Raw genomic sequence first — 23,804 nt, forward strand, 5'->3', positions numbered from 1 at the left:
AGCGAGGTTAGGGAGGCGGTGGGTGGGCCCACGCCGCCAGGGTTCCCTGGCCGAGCGGAGCGAGGTTAGGGAGGCGGTGGGTGGGCCCACGCCGCCAGGGTTCCCTGGCCGAGCGGAGCGAGGTTAGGGAGGCGGTGGGTGGGCCCACGCCGCCAGGGTTCCCTGGCCGAGCGGAGCGAGGTTAGGGAGGCGGCGGGGACTAGCCCGGGAAGGAGGGGTCTACCGGACCCTTGAGTTGCAATTCCCACCCATTGCCGACCCGTTGGAAGACGCCTGCGCCCGACTGTCCAAAAATCTGCTCGGGTCCGTTGCCCGCGCTGATAGTCGTCAGGTTCGGCCATGCCGGCAACAGCTGCGGCTGGCTCGATGTCAAGGACAACAGCTCGGGAACCACGTTCTCCGTTGACGAAGCTTTCATCACCGCGACCGTCGTGGAATTGACCCAGACCCCTTGATCAACAGGGGCGGAAGAGAACAAGGTTATGGGTGCAGTCAGGTCTTTGGGGGTGCCGTCAGGATTGCGGACAATTCCGGTCACCTGCACCGATGATTTCCCGTTCATCTCGGAGATCACCAGTGCGCGCGTCCCTTCGCGGGATATCCGGAAGTCCCTCACAACGCGCCCTGCCAACCAGGCCGGCGCCATCGTCACCGTGGGGACGGGCTGTCCAAGAGGAACGTTGGACGGTTTGAACGCCACCACCTCGGTGGCCCCGTTGGCTCCTGGACCTGCCGTCCAGACCCAGTCCTGCGGGCTGAAGGACGGATGGCTCAGGGTTGTCCTGGTTGTCAGTTGACGGGCGGGTAGGCCGGGAATCATCGAATACAGGCTGGTTCCGGCACTGTTGAGGAAGGCCACGGCCTGGGACGTCGGGGACTCGGCGGGAGCGCTAGGGTTCAGTCCGGCCACCGGCTGCATGTCCGGGAGGGCCGAGACCCTGTTGTTCTCGTAGCGGACGAGTTCGTTGTTACTGACGGCGATTTGGCGCGCGGGAGCATTCTTCTCAAGCACGGGCGGCAGGACCGAGCCGTTGTCCTCCACGCGGACCAGATCCTGGTCGGCACGCAACTGAACATTGACCACGTCCGGCTGGCTACGGAAAGTCAGGGTCAGCTGGTTTTGCATCCGCTGCCGGTCCTCGGCAGACGCATCCACGAGTTCCTTGGCGGAAAGGTCCACCTGGGCGGCTCCCGACACCACCGGGACCGACTCCCGGGCCAGCTTCATGCCGGAGGGAAAGGCACTGACAACCGCACCCTGGAGGTAGGGCGCAGGACCGTCGAGCAAGGCGCTGGTCATTGCCTTGACGGTGTTCTTCTTGATGAACCACCGGACGTCCGGAACCGCATAGGTGAAGGTCGGGTCGTAGAAATAGATGGGCTGGGCCGCGTAGATGACTTTGAACGTCTCTTCCGGTATCGCGGTGCCGTCGGGGACCGCCGAGATCCGCCATTCGCCGTCGACCTGTTCCAGGGTCACCGGAATTGTCTCAGTGGTTCCTTCGGGGAACTGCGTCGCAACGCCGTCGGCGTCGACCGCGTAGGCGAGGTCCAGCTGGTACTTGAATTCGTTTTCCACACCGGTCTTGACGACGGTCGCCTTCCGGAAAACGAGCGTGCGCTTGTCGGACTTCCAGCTGACGGACAGCGCCTGCGTGAGGTACTGCCTGGCCACGGCGTAGTCGCCTTCGTAACCGCTGCCTGCACCATAGAAGTCTTCGATGATGGACTCCGGAGTGGCACCGGGGTGGGGCGGCGGCGGGAAGAAAACAGGAGCGTTCGGGTTGCCCGCGCTTTCGTCCTTGCTCTTTCCCACCGGACCAGACCGTGGGATCTGGGCGCAGGAACTAAGGACCACCATGAGGACAGCAAGAACGGCGATCACGGCCCTTAACACGTACGGGCGTCGGGAGAGGTACGGGCGTCGGGAACTCAAGGTGCCGTTCCCCCTTCGGCTTTGCCGTCGTCGTCGTGTCCTGCCGGAGGCAGTACGGCGGGCAGTACGGGAGGCAGTAGTGGCGGCGCCGGCGTGTCTTCCAGCCCCGGGTCCGCGGCGGAACCGCGCTCAAGTGGCGGATCGCCGGCATCCAATACGAGCATCTGGCGCTCAGGAGCAGCGCCCGGCAAATGGATGTCTGCCGGTTCAAGCTGCAACGGTGATTTCACGATGGTGCCACCCTTCTTGAGAGGCAGCGTCAGCCGGAAGTTGGAACCGGATCCCTTGCGCCCCCAAGCTTGCAACCAACCGTTGTGGAGCTTGGTGTCCTCTGCGGCGATGGAGAGTCCCAGTCCGCTGCCACCCGTGGTCCGCGCACGCGCGGGATCGGCGCGCCAGAAACGATCAAAGACCCGCGCGGCTTCTGCCGGGGTCATCCCTATGCCGAAGTCACGCACAGAGATGGCGACTGCCTCTTGGTTGGCGGCAACGGAAACGTGGACCGGTTTCCCCTCGCCGTGTTCGACGGCGTTGAGCAGCAGGTTCCGCAGGATGCGGTCGATCCTGCGGGCGTCCATCTCCACGATGATCCGCTTGTGGCGCGAGGTAAGGCGAACTTCGGAGCCATATTCGGCGGCAACGGGAGAGGCACCGTCGATGACATGGGAAACGACTTGGAAGATGTCCGTCGGCTCGGAGTCCAACACGGCGGCCCCTGCGTCGAAGCGGGAAATCTCCAGCAGATCCGAAAGCAGCGACTGGAAGCGCTCCACCTGGTTGTAAAGCAGCTCGGCGGAACGCTTGTTGATGGGGTCGAAGTCATCGCGGGCATCGAACAACACTTCGGCAGCCATCCGAACGGTCGTGAGCGGTGTCCGCAGTTCATGGGACACATCGGAAACGAACCGCTGCTGCATCTGGGACAACGTGGCCAGCTGCGTAATCTGCTCCTGCAGGCTCGCGGCCATGTGGTTGAAGGAGGCGCCCAGCCTGGCCACCTCGTCTTCGCCCTTGACCACCATCCGCTCCTGCAACTGGCCTGCGGCCAGCTTCTCGGAGACGACCGCGGCATGGCTCACCGGACTCACGACGTTCCTGGTCACGTACCAGGCAATACCGCCGATCATGAGGATGAGTGCGGCTCCGCCCGCCCACAGCACGTTCTGGATTTCGTCCAGGGTTTGTTGGGCGGTATCCAGGTCGTAGAGGAGATAGAGCTCGTAGACCGTGCCATTGAAGGTGACTTTGTTCCCGACCGCGATCCCGGGGTGGTCCTGGTTGCCGACGGGGAACTCGGTGGAAGCCCAGTACTGGTCCTTGCCCGATTCCTGCACAGACTTGCGAAGGGCCGGAGGAATGACGCGGACCGTCAACTGATCCGAGGCCCGCGATTCCACCCAGCGGTTGCGCGGTTTGGTTTGTTCGGGCATCGCTTCGAACACGTATCGCCGCTGGATGACCGAGCCGTTGCCCTCCACCGCTTTGAGCGTGTCATAGACAAGTGTGATGACGCTTGATTGGTCGTTGGCCTGTGACCCGTCAAAGGTGTCCTGGACTTGCTTGACGTAGTAGCGGCTTTCGGACTCGGCTTGCTTCAAACGCTCCTGGAAAAGGTTGTTCGCTATTTGGTTCGAGAGATATGCGCCGACCACCGCAAACGACACCATCGACAGCACGATTGTCACCGCGACGGTCCTGAATTCGAGGGAGCGGCGCCAACGGCGCAGCAAGGCGCGCCACAAGTACCGGATCCCTGGCCGGATGTGGCGAAGTCCGGTCACCACGAGGCGGGAGACACGCAGTGCCAGGATCAGGGCGCGGCGCGTCCAAATGCGTGTGCGCTCCAGGATCCACGGGAGATTCAATGCCCGGGCGTCCGTGTGTTCCGGGACAGGATGTCCTGAAACGGGGTGTTTGACCTTGGCCTCCGGGGCCTCCTGGTCGGTGCCGGGCTCGCCGGTGGAAGACTCAGGCGCCTGCTTTATATCCGACACCACGAACCGTCAATACAACTTCGGGAGCTTCCGGGTCACGCTCGATCTTGGACCGCAGGCGCTGGACATGGACGTTGACCAGCCGGGTGTCGGCAGCGTGGCGGTAGCCCCACACCTGCTCAAGGAGCAGTTCGCGGGTGAAGACCTGCCAGGGCTTGCGCGCCAGCGCGACCAACAGATCGAATTCCAGGGGTGTCAGCGAAATCCGCTCGCCGCCGCGTGTCACCAAGTGGCCCGCGACGTCGATGGTGACGTCGGCAATCCGCAGGGTCTCGGGCGCTTTCTGGTCGCCCGGACGCAACCGGGCGCGGACCCGGGCCACGAGCTCGGCTGGCTTGAAAGGCTTGGGCACGTAGTCGTCAGCACCGGATTCAAGGCCGCGGACGACGTCGGAGGTATCCGATTTGGCGGTGAGCATGACGATGGGAACGTCCGACTCCCCGCGGATCTGGCGGCACACTTCGATGCCGTCCGATCCGGGCAGCATCAGGTCAAGCAGTACCAGATCCGGTTTGGAGGAACGAAACACCTCCAGCGCTTGTCCGCCGTCCGCGCAAAAAACCGGGTCGAAGCCGTCGTTCCGCAGCACGATGCCGATCATTTCGGCCAGCGCTTCGTCGTCGTCTACTACCAGGATGCGTGCCTTCATAGTTATATATTCCCTTATGACCAAGCCTTTGTCCCGTTGAGCCCGATCACGGCATGGCGCGCTGCAGCCCGCAAGCAAATGGGCTATGAGGCGCGACGGCGGAACTATAGGCTGGTGCGAACGGCCCCTTTCGGGGTCCGTGCATTGCCGCGGACGCATCTTTTGGGGAGGAAAACGTGTCACAGCCCGATCCGGGTTACCGGCCTGAACAGGGACCGCGGCCACCGTGGGGCGCCCAGCCACAATGGGGTGCGCCGCAACCGGGCGCCCAGCCACAATGGGGCACCCCACCGCAATGGGGCGTGCCGCAGTATCCGGGGCAATCGTGGGGCCCGCCGGTCGATCCGCGCTGGCCGGCAGGCGGTCCGCCGCCGTACGGCCAGCCCCGCTATGTGGCTCCCCCGAAACCCGGAATCGTGCCCCTCCGGCCGCTCTTCTTCGGTGAAATCATGGACGGTGCATTCCAGACCGTCCGCCGGAACGCCAAAACCATGTTCGGCTCCGCCCTCATTGTCCAGGCCGTTGCCGGCGCATTGAACGAGGTGGCCGCGCTGGGCATGCTCGGGATGGTCGAACCTCCCGTAGGAGGATTCACGAGCCAGGACGAGGCGATGCGGTATCTTGGCCCGGCCGTTGGCGCCACTGCAGGGATCATGGGAATTTCCTTGCTCACTATGGTGCTCACAGCCGTCCTTCAAGGGGTTATGGCCATTCCCGTCGCCAGGTCCGCGTTGAACCGGCCCACGGGGTTCAAGCAAATGTGGTCCTTGGCCCGCTCGCGCATCTGGCCCTTGGTAGGACTTGCCGCCCTCCTCCTTGCTGGATCGTTGTTGTTTTTCCTGGTCCTGTTCTTGCTGGCCGTCCTCGTCCTGGCCGGATTGGGTCCGGCCGGCGTGCTCTTGCTTTTCCCGTTGGTATTCGGCGCGGCCGTCGTATTTTTCTGGATCTATACGAAGCTGTTGGTGGCCCCGGCCGCCATCACCGTAGAAGAACTCGGCGTCTTCGCCGGTCTTCGGCGCTCGTGGACGCTGACGCGCCGGAATTGGTGGCGGATCTTCGGAATCACGCTGCTGGTGGCCTTCATGGTATTTATCATCGGGTCGGTCATCCAGATTCCCCTGGGCTTGGCTTCCGGTGGAATAAACTCCGTGTTCGCCCCCCATGCCGGCGCCGCACAAGTGACCACGACGGCGATTGTCCTCGCCGTGGCCTCGCTGGTCGTAGGGGTCCTCGTAAGCGCCGTTGGCTTCGCTTTCCAAACCTCCGTAGCAGCCCTGATCTACATGGACCTGAGGATGAGACGCGACGGGCTGGACGTGGAACTCCTGCGGCTTCTGGAGACCGGGGAAGATCCCGACGGCGTTCCCGGCCAGCGCAGGGCACGTCAAGTCGGTGCGCATCCATGGCCGCCGAACACCGCCCAGGGTTCTCCACAAGGATGATCCCGGTCTCCGCGTCCCTTGCTCTTCTTCTCCCTGCCATCGAGCCTCCCGTTGATCCGGACCGCAGCGAGGCCCAGCGGTGGGCGGCCGAAGAACTGTCCAAGCAGCAGTACGCATCGGCCAAGCCAAGTTGGATCGGCGAGGTATGGAATCAGTTCGTCGACTGGCTCCGTTCCTTGAACGGCGATTCCATGGGTGGGGCAAATATCGGCGTGCCGCTGATCGGCGCCCTGGCCGTGGTCCTCATTGTGGTTGCCGTGATGGTTGTCAGGCCGAGGCTCAACGCGCGGAAGAAGGCGTCGGCGAAGGTTTTCGACGGCGAGCCGACGGTTGATGCCGATACGTTCCGCGCCCGCGCATCTGCAGCGGCAAGCCGTGAAGACTGGCAAACGGCCGTCGTCGAACAGTTCCGCGCCGTGGTTCGCTCTGCGGAGGACCGGGCAGTCATTGACGTCCAGGCTGGCCGGACCGCGGACGAGGCGGCTGCCCAATTGGGGCGCGCGTTCGGGGACGCCAGTTCGCGGCTTGAGGAAGCCGCCAGGATTTTCGATGGCGTGAAATACGGAAAGGCGACCGCCACCGCTTCCGACCATGCAGCCGTCCTCTCACTGGACACCGGACTATCGGCCATGAAACCTGATTTCGCCGGGCAGTCCGCCAACGGTTTGGCGGTGCCGCGATGACATCGGACACTCACGCAGTCCGGTGGTCCGCGCAACTGCGGGGTTGGTTGCGCCGCCATATGGCCTGGATCATCATCGGGGCCATCGTGGCGGTACTCGGATCTGTCACTGTGTTCCAGTCCCCGACGAACACGGACACGGCACCCCTCTCCGCCCGCAATGCCGCTCCTGATGGCGCCATGGCTGCGGCCGAAATCCTCCGGCGGCACGGAGTCACTGTCACGGAATCCGATTCATTCGCGACGACAACCTCGCTGCTGGCCGGGAAACCACGCGCCACCGTCTTGTTGTATGACCGCAACGGCTATCTCGATTCCGCCCAGTTGCACAGCCTGCTGCAATCGGCCGACCGCGTGGTGGTCATCGCTCCCGGCTTCCGAACCCTGACGGGGCTGAGCCGCGAGATCCGTCATGCCGGAGTGGTTCCCAACGGGACGTCAACGTTGGAAGCAGGGTGCGGGCAAACGGATCCACTTGTTGCGGGGCGTGTCTCCGGCAAGGGCGCGTTCCTTTACACGGGAGCCGATGTGACGTGCTACCGGCCTGGCAGCACCGACGGAGGCATGTACGCGGCCAGTGCGGACGGTCGGCTGGTGGTTCTCGGCAGCACGGCCGTTCTCAGCAACGATCTCCTGCAGGTAGAGGGCAATGCCGCACTGACTCTTCGGACCCTCGGGCCAACGCCGGATCTCGTCTGGTATCTGCCAGGCCTTGGAGACGTACCGAATAATGGCACACCGCCCACGCTGGAGGAATTGGCGCCGCCGTGGGTTGGCTTCCTGGGATTGTGGCTGGCGGTGGTCGCGTTGCTCGCTGTGCTGTGGCGGGGCAGGCGGCTTGGTCCGCTCGTGTTTGAGCCGCTGCCGGTGGTGGTCAAGGCTGTAGAGACCGCCGAAGGCCGTGCCCGTCTCTATCAGGATTCCCGCGCTGTCGGCCAGGCCGCCGACAATCTCCGGGCCGGCACTTTGACCAGGCTTGCCAAGCACTTCCGGCTCGGCCCCGAAGCCCGCGCGGAGGCCGTCCTCGATGCCGTGTCCCGAAAGGTCAACCAGCCTGCACCGGAGTTGCGCATGCTCCTGCTGGACCACCGGCCACGCACCGAATCAGAACTCGTCCACTGGGCACAAAGCATCGAAACACTCGAGCAGGAGGCAACAGCCCCATGAGTAATCACGCAATGAGCAATCAAGCAAACAGCTACACCGACGGCAGCTATGGCTACCCGGGCGGCCCGGCGTCGCAGGGGCAGCCAACGCAGGCGGCTACCCGGTCCGACCCTGCCCGCAAAGCCCTGCTGGACGTCCGTCACGAAGTAGGCAAGGCCGTGGTCGGACAGGATGCAACGGTGTCGGGCATGCTCATCGCGCTGCTGTGCGGTGGCCACGTACTGCTTGAGGGTGTTCCGGGCGTCGCCAAAACCCTCCTGGTACGGGCCTTGTCCGCCGCGTTGAGCCTGGATACGAAGCGCGTCCAGTTCACTCCGGACCTCATGCCGGGCGACGTCACCGGCTCACTCGTCTACGACTCGCACACCTCGGAATTCACCTTCCGCGAAGGACCAGTGTTCACCAACATCATGCTGGCCGACGAAATCAACCGAACGCCGCCCAAGACCCAGGCGTCGCTGCTGGAAGCCATGGAGGAGCGCCAGGTATCCGTGGACGGACTCTCCCGGCCTTTGCCGTCGCCGTTCATTGTTGCCGCCACCCAAAACCCTGTCGAGTACGAGGGCACCTATCCCCTGCCCGAGGCGCAACTGGACCGCTTCCTGCTCAAGCTCTCCATGCCGCTGCCCGGACGTGCCGAAGAGATCGAAGTGGTCCGCAGGCACTCGGAAGGATTTGATCCGCGCAATTTGCTGGCTGCGGGAGTCAGGCCAGTAGCGGGCGTCGCCGAACTCCAGAATGCCCGCGACGCGGTGGCCGAAGTGACCGTGGCCCCCGAGATCCTCGGCTACATCGTGGACGTCGTGCGGGCGACGCGGGCAGCGCCGTCGTTCCAGCTGGGAGTCTCCCCGCGCGGCGCGACGGCGCTTCTGAACACCTCGCGTGCCTGGGCATGGTTGTCCGGGCGCAACTTCGTCACCCCCGACGACGTCAAAGCGCTCTCGTTGCCGTGTTTGAGGCACCGTGTCGGACTGCGACCCGAAGCCCAAATGGACGGTGTGCATGTAGATGATGTCCTTGGCAGCATCCTGGCGTCCGTCCCCGTGCCGCGCTGATTGGCCTCGCCTCATGACTCTCTACTTCGGGCAGTACTGAATGGCGATCACAGGCCGCTTTGTGCTGCTCGTTTTCGCCGCGTTGGCCCCCTTGCTGCTGTTTCCCGCGTGGAGTACGGTCCTTCTCGCCACCGCCTTGCTGCTGGCGTTGGTGTTGTCCGACCTCCTGCTGGCCGCGTCCCCGGCCAAAATCGCCCTTCAACGCAAGGATCCCGGGAATGTCACCCTGCACGCGGACACGGAGTCCGTTCTGACGCTGGAAAACGGCAATCGGCGTAGATTCCGCGGAGTGGTGCGTGACGCGTGGCAACCCTCCGCGGGGACGGTCGCCCCGGTCCAGCGTGTTGAAATCCCTGCTGGTGAGCGGCGTCGGATGTCGATGGCTCTGAAGCCAACACGGCGCGGGGACCTGTCGGCACCGCACGTAACGCTCCGTTCCTTCGGCCCGCTCGGCCTGGCTGCCAGGCAACGCACCGTGACCCTTCCCGGCCGTCTTCGCGTTCTGCCGCCGTTCCATTCCAAGCGGCATTTGCCGTCCAAGCTGCGAAAACTCCGGGAGCTCGACGGCAAAGCGGCCGTGCAGATCCGCGGGGCCGGCACGGAATTCGATTCCCTCCGCGATTACGTCCGGGGCGACGACGTGCGCTCCATCGACTGGCGGGCAACCGCCCGGCGCACCGCCGTCGTCGTCCGGACCTGGCGACCCGAACGGGACCGCCGCGTCGTCATCATGCTCGATACCTCGCGCACGGCAGCAGCCCGAATCGACGACGAGCCCCGCCTGGACACCGGGATGGAAGCGGCTCTCCTGCTTGCGGTGCTGGCAGAGCGGGGCGGAGACCGCGTGGACTTCTTCGCTTTCGACAGGCGCGTCCGCGGGCGCGTCGATTCAGCGGCCAAAGGCAATCTGCTCGGCTCCTTGGTCCAGGCCATGGCTCCGCTGGAGGCGGAACTGATCGAGATGGACTGGGCCCAGATCCCGGCGCAAGTACGGGCCATTTCGGCGCACCGTTCCCTTGTGGTCCTGTTGACCTCGCTCGACAGCGGCGCACCCGAAGAAGGACTCATTCCTTTGGTGGCGCAACTCGTACGGCAGCACGTCGTGCTGCTTGGATCGGTGCGGGACCCCTTGCTGGGCCGAATGAAGGAAGAACGCACGACGGCGAGCCAGGTCTTCCGTGCCTCCGCCGCCGAACGTGCCCTGCTGGACCGTGAGGCCGTCAGCGCCCAATTGCGCCAGCTTGGCGCGGAGGTAGTCGACGCCGAGCCGTTGGAACTGCCGCCGCTCCTGGCGGATGCGTACATTCGGCTGAAGGCCGCGGGACGCTTATAGCCTTGCCAGGCGCCCAGTCCAGATATCAACAACCCGGAATCCGAGGAAAGCACATGAGCACACCCATCTACGAGTTGGCGCTGGGCGCTAAGTTCCGGCAATTGCAGCCCGAACTCCAGGACTATTTCTCCCTGGCCCCGGGCTCCGGATCTTACGGAATCGGCGAGGGCGTATTCGACGTGGTCGGTTGCAGGCAGAAGTGGCTCCGCCCACTCCTTGCCACGGTCGCCGGCGAAGAGGCCTTCTTCCCCGAGTACGGCGAGCGCATCCCGTTCCGCATCGAAAATCATGCGCACCTTGATCCCTTCGGACGGTCCAGCCTCACGGCCCGGCGTGAAATATTCTTTCCCGGGCACACCCGCTTGTTCCATGACACCACTGTCGCGGAGGCCGCCCACGACGGTGGCACCCGCTTGGTCGACTATTTGGGCCGATACCGCAGGCTGGCCACGGCGTTGGACCTGGATGTCACCGCGGAAGGGCGTCTTCGCGGTGTCTCAGGTGCATCACGCCTGTTCCTGGGTCCGCTGAGGCTCAGCTTGCCGGCTTCCCTCGACGCAAAAGCCTACGCAGAGCAGTGGTGGGATGCGGCAGAAGGAAAGCATCGGATCCAGGTGAAGGTGCTGCAGCCGCAGGTCGGACTGGTGCTGGTCTATGCCGGCTCCTTCGACTACCGTTTGGCGCCCTCGCTGCCCGCGAACGATGGTGCAGTTGCCAAGCGTTCCGCCACTGCCGCCGTCGGGCTCCCCCGTTACGCCGAGCCGGACCGTTGGGAACGGCGCGTCTAGAAGGGCCCGGACGGCAGGCTAACCGAGCGCGATCTGGTTGAGCCCATCCGCAATCTGGGTCAAGCGGTTAAGAACCTCTTTAGCCCCCGACGGCGAGAATCCGGCCAGGCCGTCCGACGGCGTGACCCGCACGGCACCCAGGCTCGACGCCGGCAGACCGAGTTGGCGCCACGGTTGCCAGACGGTGTCCACGAGCTCGGCGGTGCGTGGCAGGGTTGCCCGTGGATTCCCTACGGGCAAAGCGCCGGCCCATAGGCGTTTGCCCGCTTCCACCGCAGTGGCAATTTGTTCCCATTGGCGCGTAGTGAGTGCTTTAAGCGGTAGGGCGACGCCGTCAGCTCCGGAGGAGAGGATCTGCTGGATCGGGGCTTCGATTTCCGGAACGGAAACCACGGTCTCGGCCACTCCTGCGGCCCGCAGCGCGTCGATCACCAACCGCCAGGCTCCCGTGACTTCCTCGCCCGGGATGGAACGCAGGGTGCGGTAGCCACTCGCCGTCGGGATGGTGCCGGCCAGCACGGAGGAGATGTCCGGTTCGTCGAGCTGGACCACGATCGCGGCGCCGGGCACGGCAGCGCGGACTTTGGATACGTGCTCGGCGACTCCGGCGGCCAAGGACTCCGCAATGTCCCTGCGGGCGCCGTAGTCAAGAAGGGCGCGCTCCCCGTTATGCAAGTAAAGGCCCGCGGCTAGGCTCAAGGGGCCGCGCAGCTGAATCTTGAGTTCGTCGGCGGAGGATTCTTCCGAGCCGGCAACGTCGGCGAGGATATTGATGTCGGTGGCAAGGGCGGACTTCGCACGCCGCAGGTCTTTCCCCGGGCGGTCAACCAGGCGCCAGCCGTGCGGCTGCACATCGATGGCCAGCTCGACCAGGAGCGATGCCGTCCGGCCGAGGGCATCCGAGCCCACGCCACGATCCGGAAGCTCGGCCAGGAACGGCAGGTGCGGGCTGCCCAGTTCGCCGCGGATGATCCGGGCTGCCTCAGCAGGATCCGTTCCGGGCCAAGGACCCAATGCCGTGGCGCTGACCTGGTTCTGCGCGGTTTCGGCTTTCTGCGCGGTCTCGGCGGCCACGTGTTCAGGCCTGCGCGATGGAAGCCTGGTGGCCTTCGGCGATTGCCTCGTGGTGCCGGATGACCTCACTGATGATGAAATTCAGGAACTTCTCCGCGAAGGCAGGATCGAGGTGCGCTTCTTCGGCGAGCCGGCGGAGCCGCGCGATCTGGGCGGACTCGCGTCCCGGGTCCCCGGCGGGAAGCTTGTGCGTCGCCTTCAGGACTCCCACTTTCTGGGTGGCTTTGAACCGCTCCGCGAGGAGGAAGACGAGGGTGGCATCGATGTTGTCGATGCTGGAGCGGATGGAGAGCAACTCGTCCATGACGGCCTGGTCCACGCGGCCGGCGAGGGAGCTGGCGGAAGGATCGAAGGAGTCGGCGTCGGGGAGGGCGTGGTTCTGCTCGGTCATTCCTCCAGTCTAGGGTGTGCGGGCCGGCCCTTGAGGGGCAGAATGGGCATGTCCGCGCCGATGATAAGGAGAGCACGCATGAAAATCGCAGTTCTTGGCACCGGAATGGTGGGGCATACCCTGGCCGACAAATTGGTGGCCGTAGGCCACGAGGTCATGATGGGTTCCCGGGAAGCCGGCAATCCCAAGGGGACGGAGTGGGCGGCGCAGGCGGGTCCGGGGGCAAGCTCCGGTTCCTTCGCGCAGGCGGCAGCCATGGCCGAGCTCGTGGTCAACGCAACCCCGGGCATGGTCTCGCTCGCGGCGTTGAGCGAAGCCGGGGCTGCGAACCTGGCGGGCAAGGTCCTGGTGGATGTGTCCAATCCGCTGGATTTTTCCGCCGGCTTCCCGCCGTCGCTCTCCGTCTGCAATACCGACAGCATTGCCGAAACCATCCAGCGCTCCTTCCCCGCGGCGCGTGTGGTCAAGGCCCTCAACACCTTGACTGCTCCCCTGATGGTTGATCCGCTCAGGCTCGCCGATGGTGCCCATGACGTCTTCGTGGCGGGGAACGACGACGACGCGAAAGCCACCGTCGTCGCGCTCCTGCGGGAGTTCGGCTGGCTTCCGGAACACATCCACGACCTGGGCGGGCTCGACGTTGCCCGTGGCCTTGAAATGTGGATGCCGCTGTGGCTCCGGATCTTCGTGCGCCAACCGAAGGACAAGCTCTTCAACATCAGCATCGTGTCCGAATAGCCGCGCAGAACGGACATGCCCGCCCTTCGTGGAGAAGTGCGGGCATGTCCGTTCTTGCGGATCGCCGCTTGGATGGAGGGCTAGATGCCCAGCAGCGCGCGGTTCTCTTCCCGGCGTCGGGCCTGTTCGTCAGGATCCGGCACCGGCAGCGAGGCAATGAGCTTGCGGGTGTAGTCGTGCTGGGGATTGCCCATGATCTGGCTGCCGATCCCTTGCTCCACGAGCTTGCCCTTGTACAACACGCCCACCCAGTGGGAGAGAATATCCACCACGGCGAGATCGTGGCTGATGAACAGCGCAGCAAAACCGAACTCTTCCTGGATGTCCTTGAACAGTTCCAGGACCTTTGCCTGCACGGAAACGTCGAGGGCCGAGGTCGGCTCATCGGCGATCAGGAGGCGCGGGTTGAGCGCGAGCGAACGCGCCAGCGAAGCGCGCTGGCGCTGCCCGCCCGAGAGCTCATGCGGAAAGCGTTCAGCGTACGACGCCGGCAATTGGACCGATTCGAGCAACTGCGCCACGCGCAGGCGTGCTTGGGCCGGGCTCGGGTGGGTATGGATCAGCAGCGGTTCCGCGACGCACTCGCCGATGGTCAGGTGAGGGTTGAACGAGGCGGCCGGGTCTTGGAAGACGAAGCCGATGTCCTTGCGCAGCGGCTTGAACGTGTGCTCCTTGAATCCCAGCATTTCGTAGCCAAGGACCTTGAGGCTGCCGCCGGTTGCCCTGTTGAGGCCTGCGATGGCGCGACCGATGGTGGACTTGCCCGAACCGGACTCGCCGACCAGGCCGAAGACCTCGTTCTCGGACACCGTGAAGCTGACGTTGTCCACGGCTTTGAACCCGGGCTTGCCGAGGCGGCCCGGATACTCGATGGTGAGGTTCTTGGCCTCGACCAGGATCTTCCCGGTCTGGTGCAACCGTTCGGTGGCCCCCTCGGACGCTGAGTTGCGGCCAAGGTGCGGCACAGCGGCCAGCAGCTTCTTGGTGTAGTCCTGCTTCGGCTCGGCGAAAAGGACCCTCGCGGTGGCTTCTTCGACGACGTCGCCTTGGTACATGACCACGACCCGGTCGGCCAGGTCGGCCACGACGCCCATATTGTGCGTAATGAGCACAATCGAGGTGCCGTACTTGTCCCGCAAGTCCCGGAGCAACTGAAGGATCTCGGCCTGGACAGTGACATCCAGCGCCGTCGTCGGTTCGTCCGCCACGATCAAACCGGGGTTCAAGGCAAGCGCGGCCGCGATGACGACGCGCTGCTTCTGGCCTCCGGAAAGCTGGTGCGGATAGTAGTTGACGCGGGTTTCGGGATCGGGGATGCCCACCTTCCGCAGGGCTTCGGTGGCCCGTTTCTTGGCCTCCTTGGCCGAGATGCGGTGTCCGTCCGAGGCGTGTGCCCGGATGCCTTCGGCGATTTGCCAGCCAACCGTGAACACCGGGTTCAGGGCCGTTGAGGGCTCCTGGAAGACCATGGCCACGTCGCGGCCACGGATCTTGCGCAGTTTGGACGCGCTCACGCTGATGACGTTGTTGCCGTTGATCAGCACAGCCCCGGAGCTGATGGCCGTTTCAGGGAGGAGGCCGAGAATGGTCTTGGCCGTGACGGTCTTGCCGGAACCTGACTCCCCTACGATCGCCAGCACTTCGCCGGCTTTGACCTCAAGGCTGACGTCCTTGACCGCGTAGACGTCGCCGCTGTCGGTGGCAAAGGTGACTTTGAGCCGTTCGATGTCCAGGACGGGCTGCCCGGATGTCAGCGGCTGGTCCGAAATGTTGCCGATGTTGGTGGTCATGCCTTACCTGCTTCTGGTTCAGGAGCGGTGGTGGCCCCTGTGTTCGTGCCGTCGGTTCCAACTGCGGCCTTGGAGCGGGAGGCCTTGCCTCCAGCACGCTTCCGGCCGCGTAGGCGGGGATCGTTGAGGTCGTTGATGCTTTCGCCGACCAACGTCAGCCCCAGCACGGTCAGGACGATCGCGATACCGGGGAAGACGCCGGTCCACCAAATGCCGGAGGACGCGTCCGCCATGGCCTTGTTGAGGTCGAAGCCCCATTCGGCGGCCGAGGACGGTTCAATGCCGAAGCCCAGGAAGCCAAGTCCCGCAAGGGTCAGGATCGCTTCGGAGGCGTTCAGGGTGAACATCAATGGAAGCGTCCTGGTGGCGTTCTTGAAGATGTGCCGGGTGATGATCCGAAGGCTGGACGCACCCAGGACCATGGCCGATTCCACGAATGGCTCGGCCTTGAGCCTGATGGTTTCGGCCCGGATCACGCGGAAATACTGCGGAACGAACACCACGGTGATCGAGAAGGAACAGGCGAGGATGCCGCCCCAGAAGCTCGACTGGCCACGGCTGATGACGATCGACATGACGATCGCCAGGAGCAGGGAAGGAAAGGCATAAATGGCATCGGCGATGACTACCAGCACCCGGTCCAGCCAGCCACCGAAGTAACCACTGAGGAGGCCCAGCGCCACGCCGAGGAAGATGGACATCACGACGGCGACGACGATCACGGTCACCGCGGTCTGTGAACCCCACAGGACGCGGGAGAGGACGTCATAGCCGCCGACTGTGGTGCCGAGCAGGTGCTTGCCGCCGGGAGCCTCCTGGGTGGGGAACGAGCCTGTTGCGTCACTCAGCTGGGAATATCCGTACGGCGCGATGAACGGCGCGAGCACGGTCGAAAGAAGGAAGAGCCCGGTCAGCACAAGCCCGGTGATGAGCATGCCCCGCTGGAGGCCGACGCTCTTTTTGACGTGGGAGATGACAGGAAGTGCGGACAGGAAGGACTTCTTCCGTCCTGAAATTGTTGCGGTGCTCATGTCAGTACCTCACTCGCGGGTCGATCAGCGCGGCGACGACGTCCACGACGAAGTTGGTAAATGCGACGATGACGGCCAGCAGCACCACGATGCCCTGGACCGCTACGAAGTCCCTCGCGTTCAGGTATTGGACCAGCTGGTAGCCAAGGCCCTTCCATTCGAAGGTGGTCTCGGTGAGTACGGCTCCGCCGAGCATCAGGGCGATCTGCAAGCCCATGACGGTGATGATGGGGATAAGCGCCGGCTTGTAGGCGTGCTTCGTCACGAGTCGGAACTCGCTGACGCCGCGGGAACGGCCGGCCTCGACGTAATCCTTGCCCAGGGTCCCGATGACGTTTGTCCGGACGAGTCGCAGGAAGACACCCGCGGTCAGGAGGCCCAACGCGATAGCGGGCAAAACGGCGTGGGACACGACGTCGCCGAGTGCCGTGAGATTGCCGCTGCGCAGGGCGTCGAGCCAGTAAATGCCGGTGGGAGCGGCAAGTTGGCCCATGGTCAGCTCAGTGCGGGTGGATACGCGACCGGCCACTGGGAGCCATCCGAGCCAAACGGAGAACGTCAGCTTCAGCAGGAGTCCGGAGAAGAAGACCGGAGTGGCGTAGCAGAGGATGGCAAAGCAGCGAAGGAAAGCGTCAGACGCCTTGTCGCGCCGTTGCGCGGCGATCATGCCTAGCGGGATGCCGACCGCGAGCGCCACGATGAGCGCGTTGATCGAGAGCTCAAGGGTGGCTGCACCGAAGGTCGACAGCATTTCGACGACGGGCCGCCGGTCCGTGATGGTGGTGCCGAAGTTACCGGTGATCAACTGGCCCAGGTATTCGAAGTACTGGATGATGATCGGCCGGTCGTAACCGGCGTCGTGGATTCGCTGCGCCAGGACATCCGGGGGAAGCCGGCCGCCCTGGGCTGCGGTGATGGGGTCTCCGATGACCCGCATGAGGAAGAAGACCAGAGTGACGAGGATGAAGATCGTGGGAATAATCAGGAAGAACCTGACCACGATGTACCTGCCGAGACCCCCGCCCGCTGATTTACTCTTGGGAGCGACCGCGTCCGGTTCGACGTCGGGCACCTCTATAAGTGTTGTCATTGCTACCTAAAGTTCATTGCCCGCGGATCGCGCGGGGTTTTGCTCAAAATGTGAGGCAATCAGCAATAAGGGGAGGCAAAGCACCTGTTGGCACCCGCCTCCCCCTACCGGCTGCTTACTTTGAAATAGTTCCCAGTCGGAACTTGAAGGAAGCGTCAAGCGTCTTGTCGACGCCGTTCACGCCCTTCGCCGAGATGGCAACCTGGGCACCCTGGAGCAACGGCAAAGTGGAAATGTCCTTTGCCAGAGCGTTCTGGGCGTCCTTGATGGTGGATTCGCGAGCCGACTTGTCCGTGGTGGTCAGCTGCTTGTTGATCAGGTCGGTCACGGCCTGGTCGTTGAAGTGGTTCTTCAGGAAGCCGCCGTTCGGGAAGAACGGGGTGAGGTAGTTGTCGGGGTCGCTGAAGTCGGGGAACCAACCGAACTGGAAGAGCGGGTACTCGTCGGCGCGGCTGGCCTTGCTGTAGGTCACCCATTCGGTGGACTGCAGGTTCACCTTGAAGAGGCCCGACTTCTCGAGCTGGTCCTTGATCATGGCGTACTCGTCGCCCGAGGACTTGCCGTAGTGGTCCGGGTTGTACTGGAGGTTCAGCGTGACGACGTCCTTGACCCCGGCATCGGAAAGAACCTTCTTGGCTTTGTCCAAGCTCGGCTTTCCGTTGTCGCCGTAGGCATCCTTGAACGACTCGTTGGCGCCCAGGAAACCGCTGGGGACGTTGGAGTACAGCGGCAGGTAGGTGCCCTTGTAGACCTGGTCGGCGATTGCCTGGCGGTCAACGAGGTTGGCGATCGCCTGGCGCACGGCAAGTGCCTTGGCCGGGTCTGCACCGGTTGCCTTGGCGCCGAACGGCATGGTGTTGAAGTTGAACGTGATGTAGCGGATCTCGCCGCCGGGACCAACGTTGACCTTGACCTTGGAGTCCTTCTTGAGGTCGTCGACGTCGGTGGCGCTGAGGCTTCGGTTCGCAACGTCGATGTTGCCCTGCTGGATGTCCAGCTTCATGTTGGTCGGCTCGGCGTAGTACTTGATCGTTGCGGCGTCGTTGGCCGGCTTGCCCAGGACACCCTGGTAGTCAGGGTAGGCCTTGAGGCTGATGAGCTCGTTCTTCTTGTAGCTGTCGATCGTGTACTGGCCGTAGAACGCCTTGGCCTTGATGATGTCGTCATCCGAAAGGAGCTTGTCGGCCGGGAAGACCTGGTGGTCCACGATCGGCGCGGCCGGGCTGCTGAGGATCTGCGGGAACGTCTGGTCGTTGGCGAGCTTCAGCTTGAAAACGGCCGTGTTGGCGTCCGGGGTGGTGACGCTGTCCAGGTTTTCGAGCAGGCTTGCCGGACCAGCGGGGTCGTTGATCTTGAGCTGGCGGTCGAAGGAAAACTTGACGTCGGTGGAGTCCAGCGTGTGGCCATTGGCCCACTTGAGTCCGGGCTTCAGCTTGACGGTGTACTCGGTGGGCGACGTGAACGACGCCGACGCTGCCAGGTCCGGAACGGGGTCGGCGCTTCCTGGCTTCGAGTTGAGGAGGAAGGAATAGACCTGGTTCATCACCATGAAGGAACCGTTGTCGTACGAGCCTGCGGGATCGAGTGCGGTCACCTTATCGGTGGTGCCATAAGCGATCGGACCGCTGGCAGCTGAGGAAGCTGAACCGCCGCCGCCCGCCGGGCCCGTGCAGGCCGTCAAAGCGAATACGGAGATGCCCGCGAACGCGATAGCGCTTCGCAAGGCTTTTTTGTTCAATGCCATCAGTGAACTTTCTGTTCGATGGATACGGCGAACCGCCGTCGGTAATTTCTTAGGAGCGCATACTCCTGACTCCACGATTCAATCAGAAGCTTTTCTGGTGAAACGTTTGATTTTGTGAGTTGAGACACAAAATTTACTTTTCTTTTGGCGCATAGTCGGCTAGGGGAACGCGGCAGGCCGCACTGGACGCTGATGAAACGGTCCCGTTAGCGCTAACAATCTTGCGTGCGCGGATTCACCCGCTGCGGCGAGTGGCCGGGCTTAGAGTTCCGCGCGCTGAAGCGACCGGGCGACGTCGATAGTTGCCTGGCCGAGGACACGGGTGCCTTGGTAGAGCACGATGGTCTGACCGGGGGCCACTCCGCGGAGGGGATCGACGAGGGTCACCACGAGGCCCTCGCGCTCGATGCCGGCGTCGTCGACATGCCGCTCGACCGAGGCCTTCGCGGGTACCGGATCGCCGTGGGCACGCACCTGCGCATAGCAATCGAACTCGGCGCCGGTAGCCACCTCGGCGATGGGCAGGCCCGCCCAGGACACCTTGATCCCGCGGATCTCGTCGATGGCCAACAGGGCTTCGGGCCCGACGACCACCTTGTTTTCCTTGGGCCGGATTTCCAGCACGAAGCGCGGCTTGCCGTCAGCGGCCGGGGTACCCAGCTTGAGGCCGCGGCGCTGGCCCACGGTGAAGGCGTTGGCTCCGGGGTGCTCCCCTACCTTGGTTCCGGCCTCGTCCACGATGTCGCCGGTGGTCATCTCGATCTTCTCGGCGAGCCAGCCGGCCGTATCGCCGTCCGGGATGAAGCAGATGTCGTGGCTGTCCGGCTTGTTCGCCACGGACAGGCCGCGGCGTTCGGCCTCTGCGCGGACCTCGGCCTTGGAGGGAGTCTCCGCCAGCGGGAACATGGAGTGCTTGAGCTGTTCGTGGGTGAGGACCCCCAGCACGTAGCTTTGGTCCTTGGCCCAGTCGGCCGCACGGTGGAGTTCGGGGTTGCCGTCCGCGTCCTGGATGACCTTGGCGTAGTGGCCCGTGCAGACCGCGTCGAAGCCCAGGGCGATGGCCTTCTCCAGCAGGGCGGCGAACTTGATCCGCTCGTTGCAGCGCATGCAGGGATTGGGAGTCCGGCCGGCCGCGTATTCATCGATGAAGTCCTGGACTACGTCTTCCTTGAAGCGCTCCGAGAAGTCCCAGACATAGTAGGGAATCCCCAGCACGTCGCAGGCACGCCAGGCGTCGCGGGAGTCTTCGATGGTGCAGCACCCGCGGCTGCCCGTGCGCAACGTTCCGGGCATGCGGGACAGCGCCAAGTGGACGCCGACGACGTCGTGCCCGGCCTCGACGGCGCGGGCGGCGGCAACAGCGGAGTCGACTCCGCCGCTCATGGCTGCAAGAACTCGCATGCTGGCTTTCTGTTGATGGTGGGGAGAAGAATTGCGGCTGAAGTGAGTAAGCGCGCCCAACTATTCTAGCGCCCGCGGGAATCCGCCCCAAAAATGCCTTGACCAGCATCCCGGACGATTCTAAAGTCAAAACTAACAGTTTTAGATCGCGGCTGCGCGCGCGTTGACGCACACGCAGACCGCGCATGCGAACCGCCAACGTCCCGCGAATCGAGTCACCATGGACACCGAACACATCCTGATTGCAGGCGGCGGACTGGCCGGCGCCACGGCTGCCAAGACACTGCGCTCCGAAGGATTCCAGGGCCGGATCACCGTGGTCTGCGCCGAGAATGAACAGCCCTACTTGCGCCCTCCACTCTCGAAGGAGTTCCTCCTGGGCAAGGCCGGCGAGGATACCGTCCCGGTGCTGGCGGCCGGCTGGTACGAGGAGAACGACGTCGAACTCCTCCTTGGCGAGGTGGTCGCGGCTGCCGATCCTGCCGCCCACACGGTGCAGCTGCGATCAGGAACCGGCCTTCCGTTCAGCAAGCTCCTGATCGCCACGGGGGCGCAGCCGCGCCGGATTCCGCTCCCCGGTTCGGATCTTGCCGGCGTCATGACGTTCCGCACCTTCAATGATTCCCGCAGGCTCAAGGAAGAACTGTCCGGCGGGGGCCGGAATGTGGTGATGATCGGCTCGGGTTGGATCGGCATGGAGCTTGCCGCGGCCGCGAGCAGCTACGGAAACGCCGTGACCTTGCTGGGACTGGAAGACGTCCCGCTCGGCGTCGCCATCGGACCCGAACTGGGAGGCTTCTTCCGCAGCCTGCACGAAAAGCACGGCGTGCAGTTCCGGCTCCCCGCGAGCGCCGCGGAAATCACCGGCGTCGGGGGCAAGGCGAGCGCCGTTGTCACGAACTCCGGCGAGGTCCTCCCTGCCGACCTCGTGGTGATGGCCGTCGGGGTCGTTCCGGATACGGCCCTGGCCGAAGCAGCCGGCTTCGAGATCCGCAACGGAATCGTGGTGGATGCTTCGCTCCGGACCAGCAGTCCGGACGTGTTCGCAGCCGGAGACGTTGCCAATGCATTGCATCCCTTCACGGGCGAGCACCACCGCAGCGAGCACTGGTCCAACGCCCTCAACGGCGGCAAGGTCGCCGCCAAAGCGATGCTGGGACAGGACGCGATGCTGGACGTGGTCCCGTATTTCTATACGGACCAGTTCGACGTCTCGATGGAGTACTGGGGATATCCCACGCTCGCGGCAGGTTCCGTGCCCGTCATCCGCGGCGCGTTGGAGGAAAACACCTTCCTCGCGTTCTGGCTACGGGATGGCGCCGTCGTGGCCGGCATGGGTGTCAATCAGCAACGGATACAGAAGCCCGTCAAGGCACTTATTTCGGGGCGCATCCCGGTTGACGTGGACCGCCTGGCTGATCCTGCCGTTCCGCTGGATCAGTTGTTGCCGGCGAGCCGATTGCCGGCCTGACCGGCGGAGCCGCTACCGTGGCCGCGGGCCGCTGTTCCTGCGGTCTGGATGCTGGACTCGTGGCCGGCCATTCCGGCGAGCTTTGCCCGGGCATACGCGTCAGGCAGGGCCTTGAGCAGGGCGTCGACGTCGGCGTCGTTCGAAGAGTGCCCTAGGCTGAACCGCTGTGCCCCGCGGGCAGTGTCCTCGTCCAACCCCATGGCAAGCAGGACGTGCGAGGGCCTGGGGACTCCTGCCGTGCAGGCGGATCCGGTGGATGATTCGATGCCCGCGAGGTCCAGGAGGAACAGCAGGGAATCGCCTTCACAGCCGGGGAACGTGAAGTGGGCGTTGCCGGGCAGCCGGGCGTCGCCGGGCGCGCCGCGCAGCACTGCTTCGGGAATCGCGGCCCGGACCCCGTCGATGATCCGGTCCCGCAAGGCGCTGATCCGCTCGCGCTCTGCCACGAGGTTTTGGGCCGCCCACTCCGCTGCGGCGGCGAATGCCGCGATCGACGCCGTGTCCAACGTTCCCGAGCGGACGTCGCGCTCCTGCCCTCCCCCGTGCTGGACAGGGGTGACCTTGGTGGACCGCCCCAGGAACAGGGCGCCCACGCCCACGGGGCCGCCGATTTTGTGGCTTGAGACCGACATCGCGGCGAGCCCGGATTCGCGGAAGCCCAGCGGAATCGAGCCGAAAGCCTGGACTGCGTCCGAGTGCACGGGGATGCCGTGGGCGGCCGCGATTTCCGCGATCTCCTTGACAGGCTGGATGCTGCCCACCTCGTTATTCGCCCACATGACGGTGACCAGGGCTACCGATCCCGGATCACGCTCGATCTCCGCCCGTACAGCGTCCAGCCGCACGACGCCCTGGGAATCGACAGGAAGCCACACTGCTTCGGCCCCTTCGTGCCGTTCCAGCCATTCGACGGTGTCCTGCACCGCGTGATGCTCGACGGCGGAGCAAAGGATCCGCTTGCGGCGGCCGTCTTCGTCGTGGCGGGACCAATACATCCCCTTGACGGCGAGATTGTCTGCCTCGGTGCCGCCGGACGTGAAGATGAGCTCGGAAGGATGCGCCCCGGCCGCAGCCGCAATAGCTTCCCGCGCCTCTTCGACGGATCGCCGGGCACGCCGTCCGGAAGCGTGCAACGATGACGGGTTGCCGGTCCGTGCCAGCTCGCGGGTCATGGCGGTGAGGGCGACGGCGGCAAGGGGCGTGGTGGCGGCATGGTCCAGGTAAACAGGCACTACCCAAGTCTATCGAGACAGGCGGATCCGGGCTTCGGCGGCGGAAGACGCCTTTACGGGCCGCTTCTCCGATCGGGACTAGTCCGCCGGACTGATCAGGATGCCGGACGGATTTTGGCGCAGCAATGGCCTTCGCGGTTGTCGTCGGCGATCCGCTCCTCGGCAATTCCGCAGACGGCCGCCGCTCCGCTGAGGAAGGCGCCGTTCATAGCGCAGACGACGCTCGTGTGGCTTTCGGCCAGCCGGTGGAACGGGCAATTGACCAGGGAGTACCCGCCGTCGTCGTCAGGTTCCGGCCTGTAACCGTAGCTTGCCAGGACATCTTCGAAATGCGGCTCCGCACTGCCGGCCTCGCGGCCGCGGGCGTAGGCGGTTTCGAGGAGCACTTCGCGGGGGGAACCACCCTTCGCCATCAGGTTCTGGATGGCAGAAGCCATCACTTCACCGGCGAGGTCATAGTGGCGCTCCGGAACCGAGGCGCCGATCTCTTCAACGACAGGTGAATACAGCTTCGCCGGGCGCCCGGAACCCGGACCGACCTTGCCGCCGAGCTTGCGGAAGTCAACACGCAGGAGTCCGTCGCGGACCAGCCGGTCCAGATGGAAGGAGGCCGTGCTGCGGGGAAGCCCGAGGGCCATCGCGGCGTCGTCCCGGCTGACGGCGTCGCGTGCCCCGCAGACGTGCTCGTACAGGCGGCGGCGGTTGCCGTCGTCGAGGGATGCCAAAGCGGAGAGTCGACGCAGCCAGGGAAGTCCGGTCATGCATCAAGCTTAACTCTAAAATCAACACTCATTGC

At 64.5% G+C, this 23,804-nt stretch carries 20 protein-coding genes; 8 read left to right on the forward strand and 12 right to left on the reverse strand.

What is annotated here, in order from left to right:
* Nucleotides 1-199: 199 nt before the first annotated feature.
* Genes AC3WJM_RS20015 through mtrA form a run of 3 tightly spaced genes read right to left on the reverse strand, consistent with a single transcriptional unit; the run spans nt 200 to nt 4,579 of the window.
* The gene (locus AC3WJM_RS20015; RefSeq protein WP_370872694.1) at nt 200-1,936 is read right to left on the reverse strand and encodes an LpqB family beta-propeller domain-containing protein; all 1,737 of its coding nucleotides are present in this window, start codon (nt 1,934-1,936) and stop codon (nt 200-202) included.
* Entirely contained in the window at nt 1,933-3,933 is a 2,001-nt protein-coding gene (mtrB, locus tag AC3WJM_RS20020) for an MtrAB system histidine kinase MtrB (RefSeq protein WP_492272775.1), read from the reverse strand. Before mtrB ends, AC3WJM_RS20015 begins: the two co-directional genes overlap by 4 nt.
* Nucleotides 3,905-4,579, reverse strand: coding sequence for an MtrAB system response regulator MtrA (gene mtrA / locus AC3WJM_RS20025; protein ID WP_059387541.1), 675 nt, complete (start codon nt 4,577-4,579; stop codon nt 3,905-3,907). Before mtrA ends, mtrB begins: the two co-directional genes overlap by 29 nt.
* Before the next feature lie 176 nt (nt 4,580-4,755).
* On the opposite strand from mtrA, the gene AC3WJM_RS20030 reads away from it, so the two are divergent.
* The 6 genes from AC3WJM_RS20030 to AC3WJM_RS20055 are packed head-to-tail and all read left to right on the forward strand — an operon-like array spanning nt 4,756 to nt 11,046.
* On the forward strand, nt 4,756-6,021 hold the full coding sequence (locus AC3WJM_RS20030; RefSeq protein WP_492272776.1) for a DUF7847 domain-containing protein: 1,266 nt from the start codon (nt 4,756-4,758) through the stop codon (nt 6,019-6,021).
* Nucleotides 5,982-6,704 (forward strand): DUF4129 domain-containing protein, encoded by a 723-nt coding sequence (locus tag AC3WJM_RS20035; RefSeq protein WP_492272777.1) that lies wholly within the window; start codon nt 5,982-5,984, stop codon nt 6,702-6,704. Before AC3WJM_RS20030 ends, AC3WJM_RS20035 begins: the two co-directional genes overlap by 40 nt.
* On the forward strand, nt 6,701-7,870 hold the full coding sequence (locus AC3WJM_RS20040; RefSeq protein ID WP_492272778.1) for a DUF4350 domain-containing protein: 1,170 nt from the start codon (nt 6,701-6,703) through the stop codon (nt 7,868-7,870). The genes AC3WJM_RS20035 and AC3WJM_RS20040 overlap by 4 nt, the downstream gene beginning before the upstream one ends.
* Nucleotides 7,871-7,881: 11 nt before the next feature.
* Nucleotides 7,882-8,925 (forward strand): AAA family ATPase, encoded by a 1,044-nt coding sequence (locus AC3WJM_RS20045; protein ID WP_059387538.1) that lies wholly within the window; start codon nt 7,882-7,884, stop codon nt 8,923-8,925.
* A gap of 40 nt (nt 8,926-8,965) precedes the next feature.
* The gene (locus AC3WJM_RS20050) at nt 8,966-10,258 is read left to right on the forward strand and encodes a DUF58 domain-containing protein (RefSeq protein ID WP_441432489.1); all 1,293 of its coding nucleotides are present in this window, start codon (nt 8,966-8,968) and stop codon (nt 10,256-10,258) included.
* Nucleotides 10,259-10,311: 53 nt separating this feature from the next.
* On the forward strand, nt 10,312-11,046 hold the full coding sequence (locus tag AC3WJM_RS20055) for a DUF4166 domain-containing protein (protein WP_306961059.1): 735 nt from the start codon (nt 10,312-10,314) through the stop codon (nt 11,044-11,046).
* A gap of 18 nt (nt 11,047-11,064) precedes the next feature.
* Here AC3WJM_RS20055 and AC3WJM_RS20060 read toward each other — a convergent pair whose 3' ends face one another.
* Both AC3WJM_RS20060 and AC3WJM_RS20065 read right to left on the reverse strand, forming a co-directional pair.
* Complete coding sequence (locus tag AC3WJM_RS20060; RefSeq protein WP_284991549.1) at nt 11,065-12,120, reverse strand: uroporphyrinogen decarboxylase/cobalamine-independent methonine synthase family protein; 1,056 nt, start codon at nt 12,118-12,120, stop codon at nt 11,065-11,067.
* Nucleotides 12,121-12,124: 4 nt separating this feature from the next.
* Nucleotides 12,125-12,511 (reverse strand): chorismate mutase, encoded by a 387-nt coding sequence (locus tag AC3WJM_RS20065; protein WP_059387536.1) that lies wholly within the window; start codon nt 12,509-12,511, stop codon nt 12,125-12,127.
* 78 nt (nt 12,512-12,589) lie between these two features.
* Between AC3WJM_RS20065 and AC3WJM_RS20070 the strand changes: the two genes are divergently transcribed.
* Nucleotides 12,590-13,249 carry an NADPH-dependent F420 reductase gene (locus tag AC3WJM_RS20070; protein WP_059387535.1) on the forward strand — a complete coding sequence of 220 codons (660 nt, stop codon included), beginning with the start codon at nt 12,590-12,592 and terminating at the stop codon, nt 13,247-13,249.
* 80 nt (nt 13,250-13,329) lie between these two features.
* Here AC3WJM_RS20070 and AC3WJM_RS20075 read toward each other — a convergent pair whose 3' ends face one another.
* From AC3WJM_RS20075 to mnmA, 5 genes are all read right to left on the reverse strand, one after another.
* Complete coding sequence (locus AC3WJM_RS20075; protein ID WP_332601935.1) at nt 13,330-15,039, reverse strand: ABC transporter ATP-binding protein; 1,710 nt, start codon at nt 15,037-15,039, stop codon at nt 13,330-13,332.
* Entirely contained in the window at nt 15,036-16,070 is a 1,035-nt protein-coding gene (locus AC3WJM_RS20080) for an ABC transporter permease (protein ID WP_059387533.1), read from the reverse strand. Before AC3WJM_RS20080 ends, AC3WJM_RS20075 begins: the two co-directional genes overlap by 4 nt.
* Nucleotide 16,071: 1 nt before the next feature.
* The gene (locus AC3WJM_RS20085; protein WP_306961067.1) at nt 16,072-17,160 is read right to left on the reverse strand and encodes an ABC transporter permease; all 1,089 of its coding nucleotides are present in this window, start codon (nt 17,158-17,160) and stop codon (nt 16,072-16,074) included.
* 115 nt (nt 17,161-17,275) lie between these two features.
* Nucleotides 17,276-18,904 (reverse strand): ABC transporter substrate-binding protein, encoded by a 1,629-nt coding sequence (locus AC3WJM_RS20090; protein WP_059387532.1) that lies wholly within the window; start codon nt 18,902-18,904, stop codon nt 17,276-17,278.
* Between the two features lie 261 nt (nt 18,905-19,165).
* Nucleotides 19,166-20,287 (reverse strand): tRNA 2-thiouridine(34) synthase MnmA, encoded by a 1,122-nt coding sequence (gene mnmA, locus AC3WJM_RS20095; protein ID WP_370872699.1) that lies wholly within the window; start codon nt 20,285-20,287, stop codon nt 19,166-19,168.
* 238 nt (nt 20,288-20,525) lie between these two features.
* Between mnmA and AC3WJM_RS20100 the strand changes: the two genes are divergently transcribed.
* Nucleotides 20,526-21,776 carry an NAD(P)/FAD-dependent oxidoreductase gene (locus tag AC3WJM_RS20100; protein WP_492272779.1) on the forward strand — a complete coding sequence of 417 codons (1,251 nt, stop codon included), beginning with the start codon at nt 20,526-20,528 and terminating at the stop codon, nt 21,774-21,776.
* Here the strand turns inward: AC3WJM_RS20100 and AC3WJM_RS20105 are convergent.
* Together AC3WJM_RS20105 and AC3WJM_RS20110 are read right to left on the reverse strand one after the other, a co-directional pair.
* A complete protein-coding gene (locus AC3WJM_RS20105; RefSeq protein ID WP_492272780.1) occupies nt 21,743-23,008 on the reverse strand; it encodes a cysteine desulfurase family protein in 1,266 nt (421 codons plus the stop codon). The two genes, AC3WJM_RS20100 and AC3WJM_RS20105, sit on opposite strands and share 34 nt — an antisense overlap.
* A 95-nt stretch (nt 23,009-23,103) precedes the next feature.
* A complete protein-coding gene (locus AC3WJM_RS20110; protein ID WP_306961075.1) occupies nt 23,104-23,769 on the reverse strand; it encodes a helix-turn-helix transcriptional regulator in 666 nt (221 codons plus the stop codon).
* Between the last annotated feature and the right edge of the window lie 35 nt (nt 23,770-23,804).

The organism is Arthrobacter sp. FW306-1B-G06A (assembly GCF_058781765.1).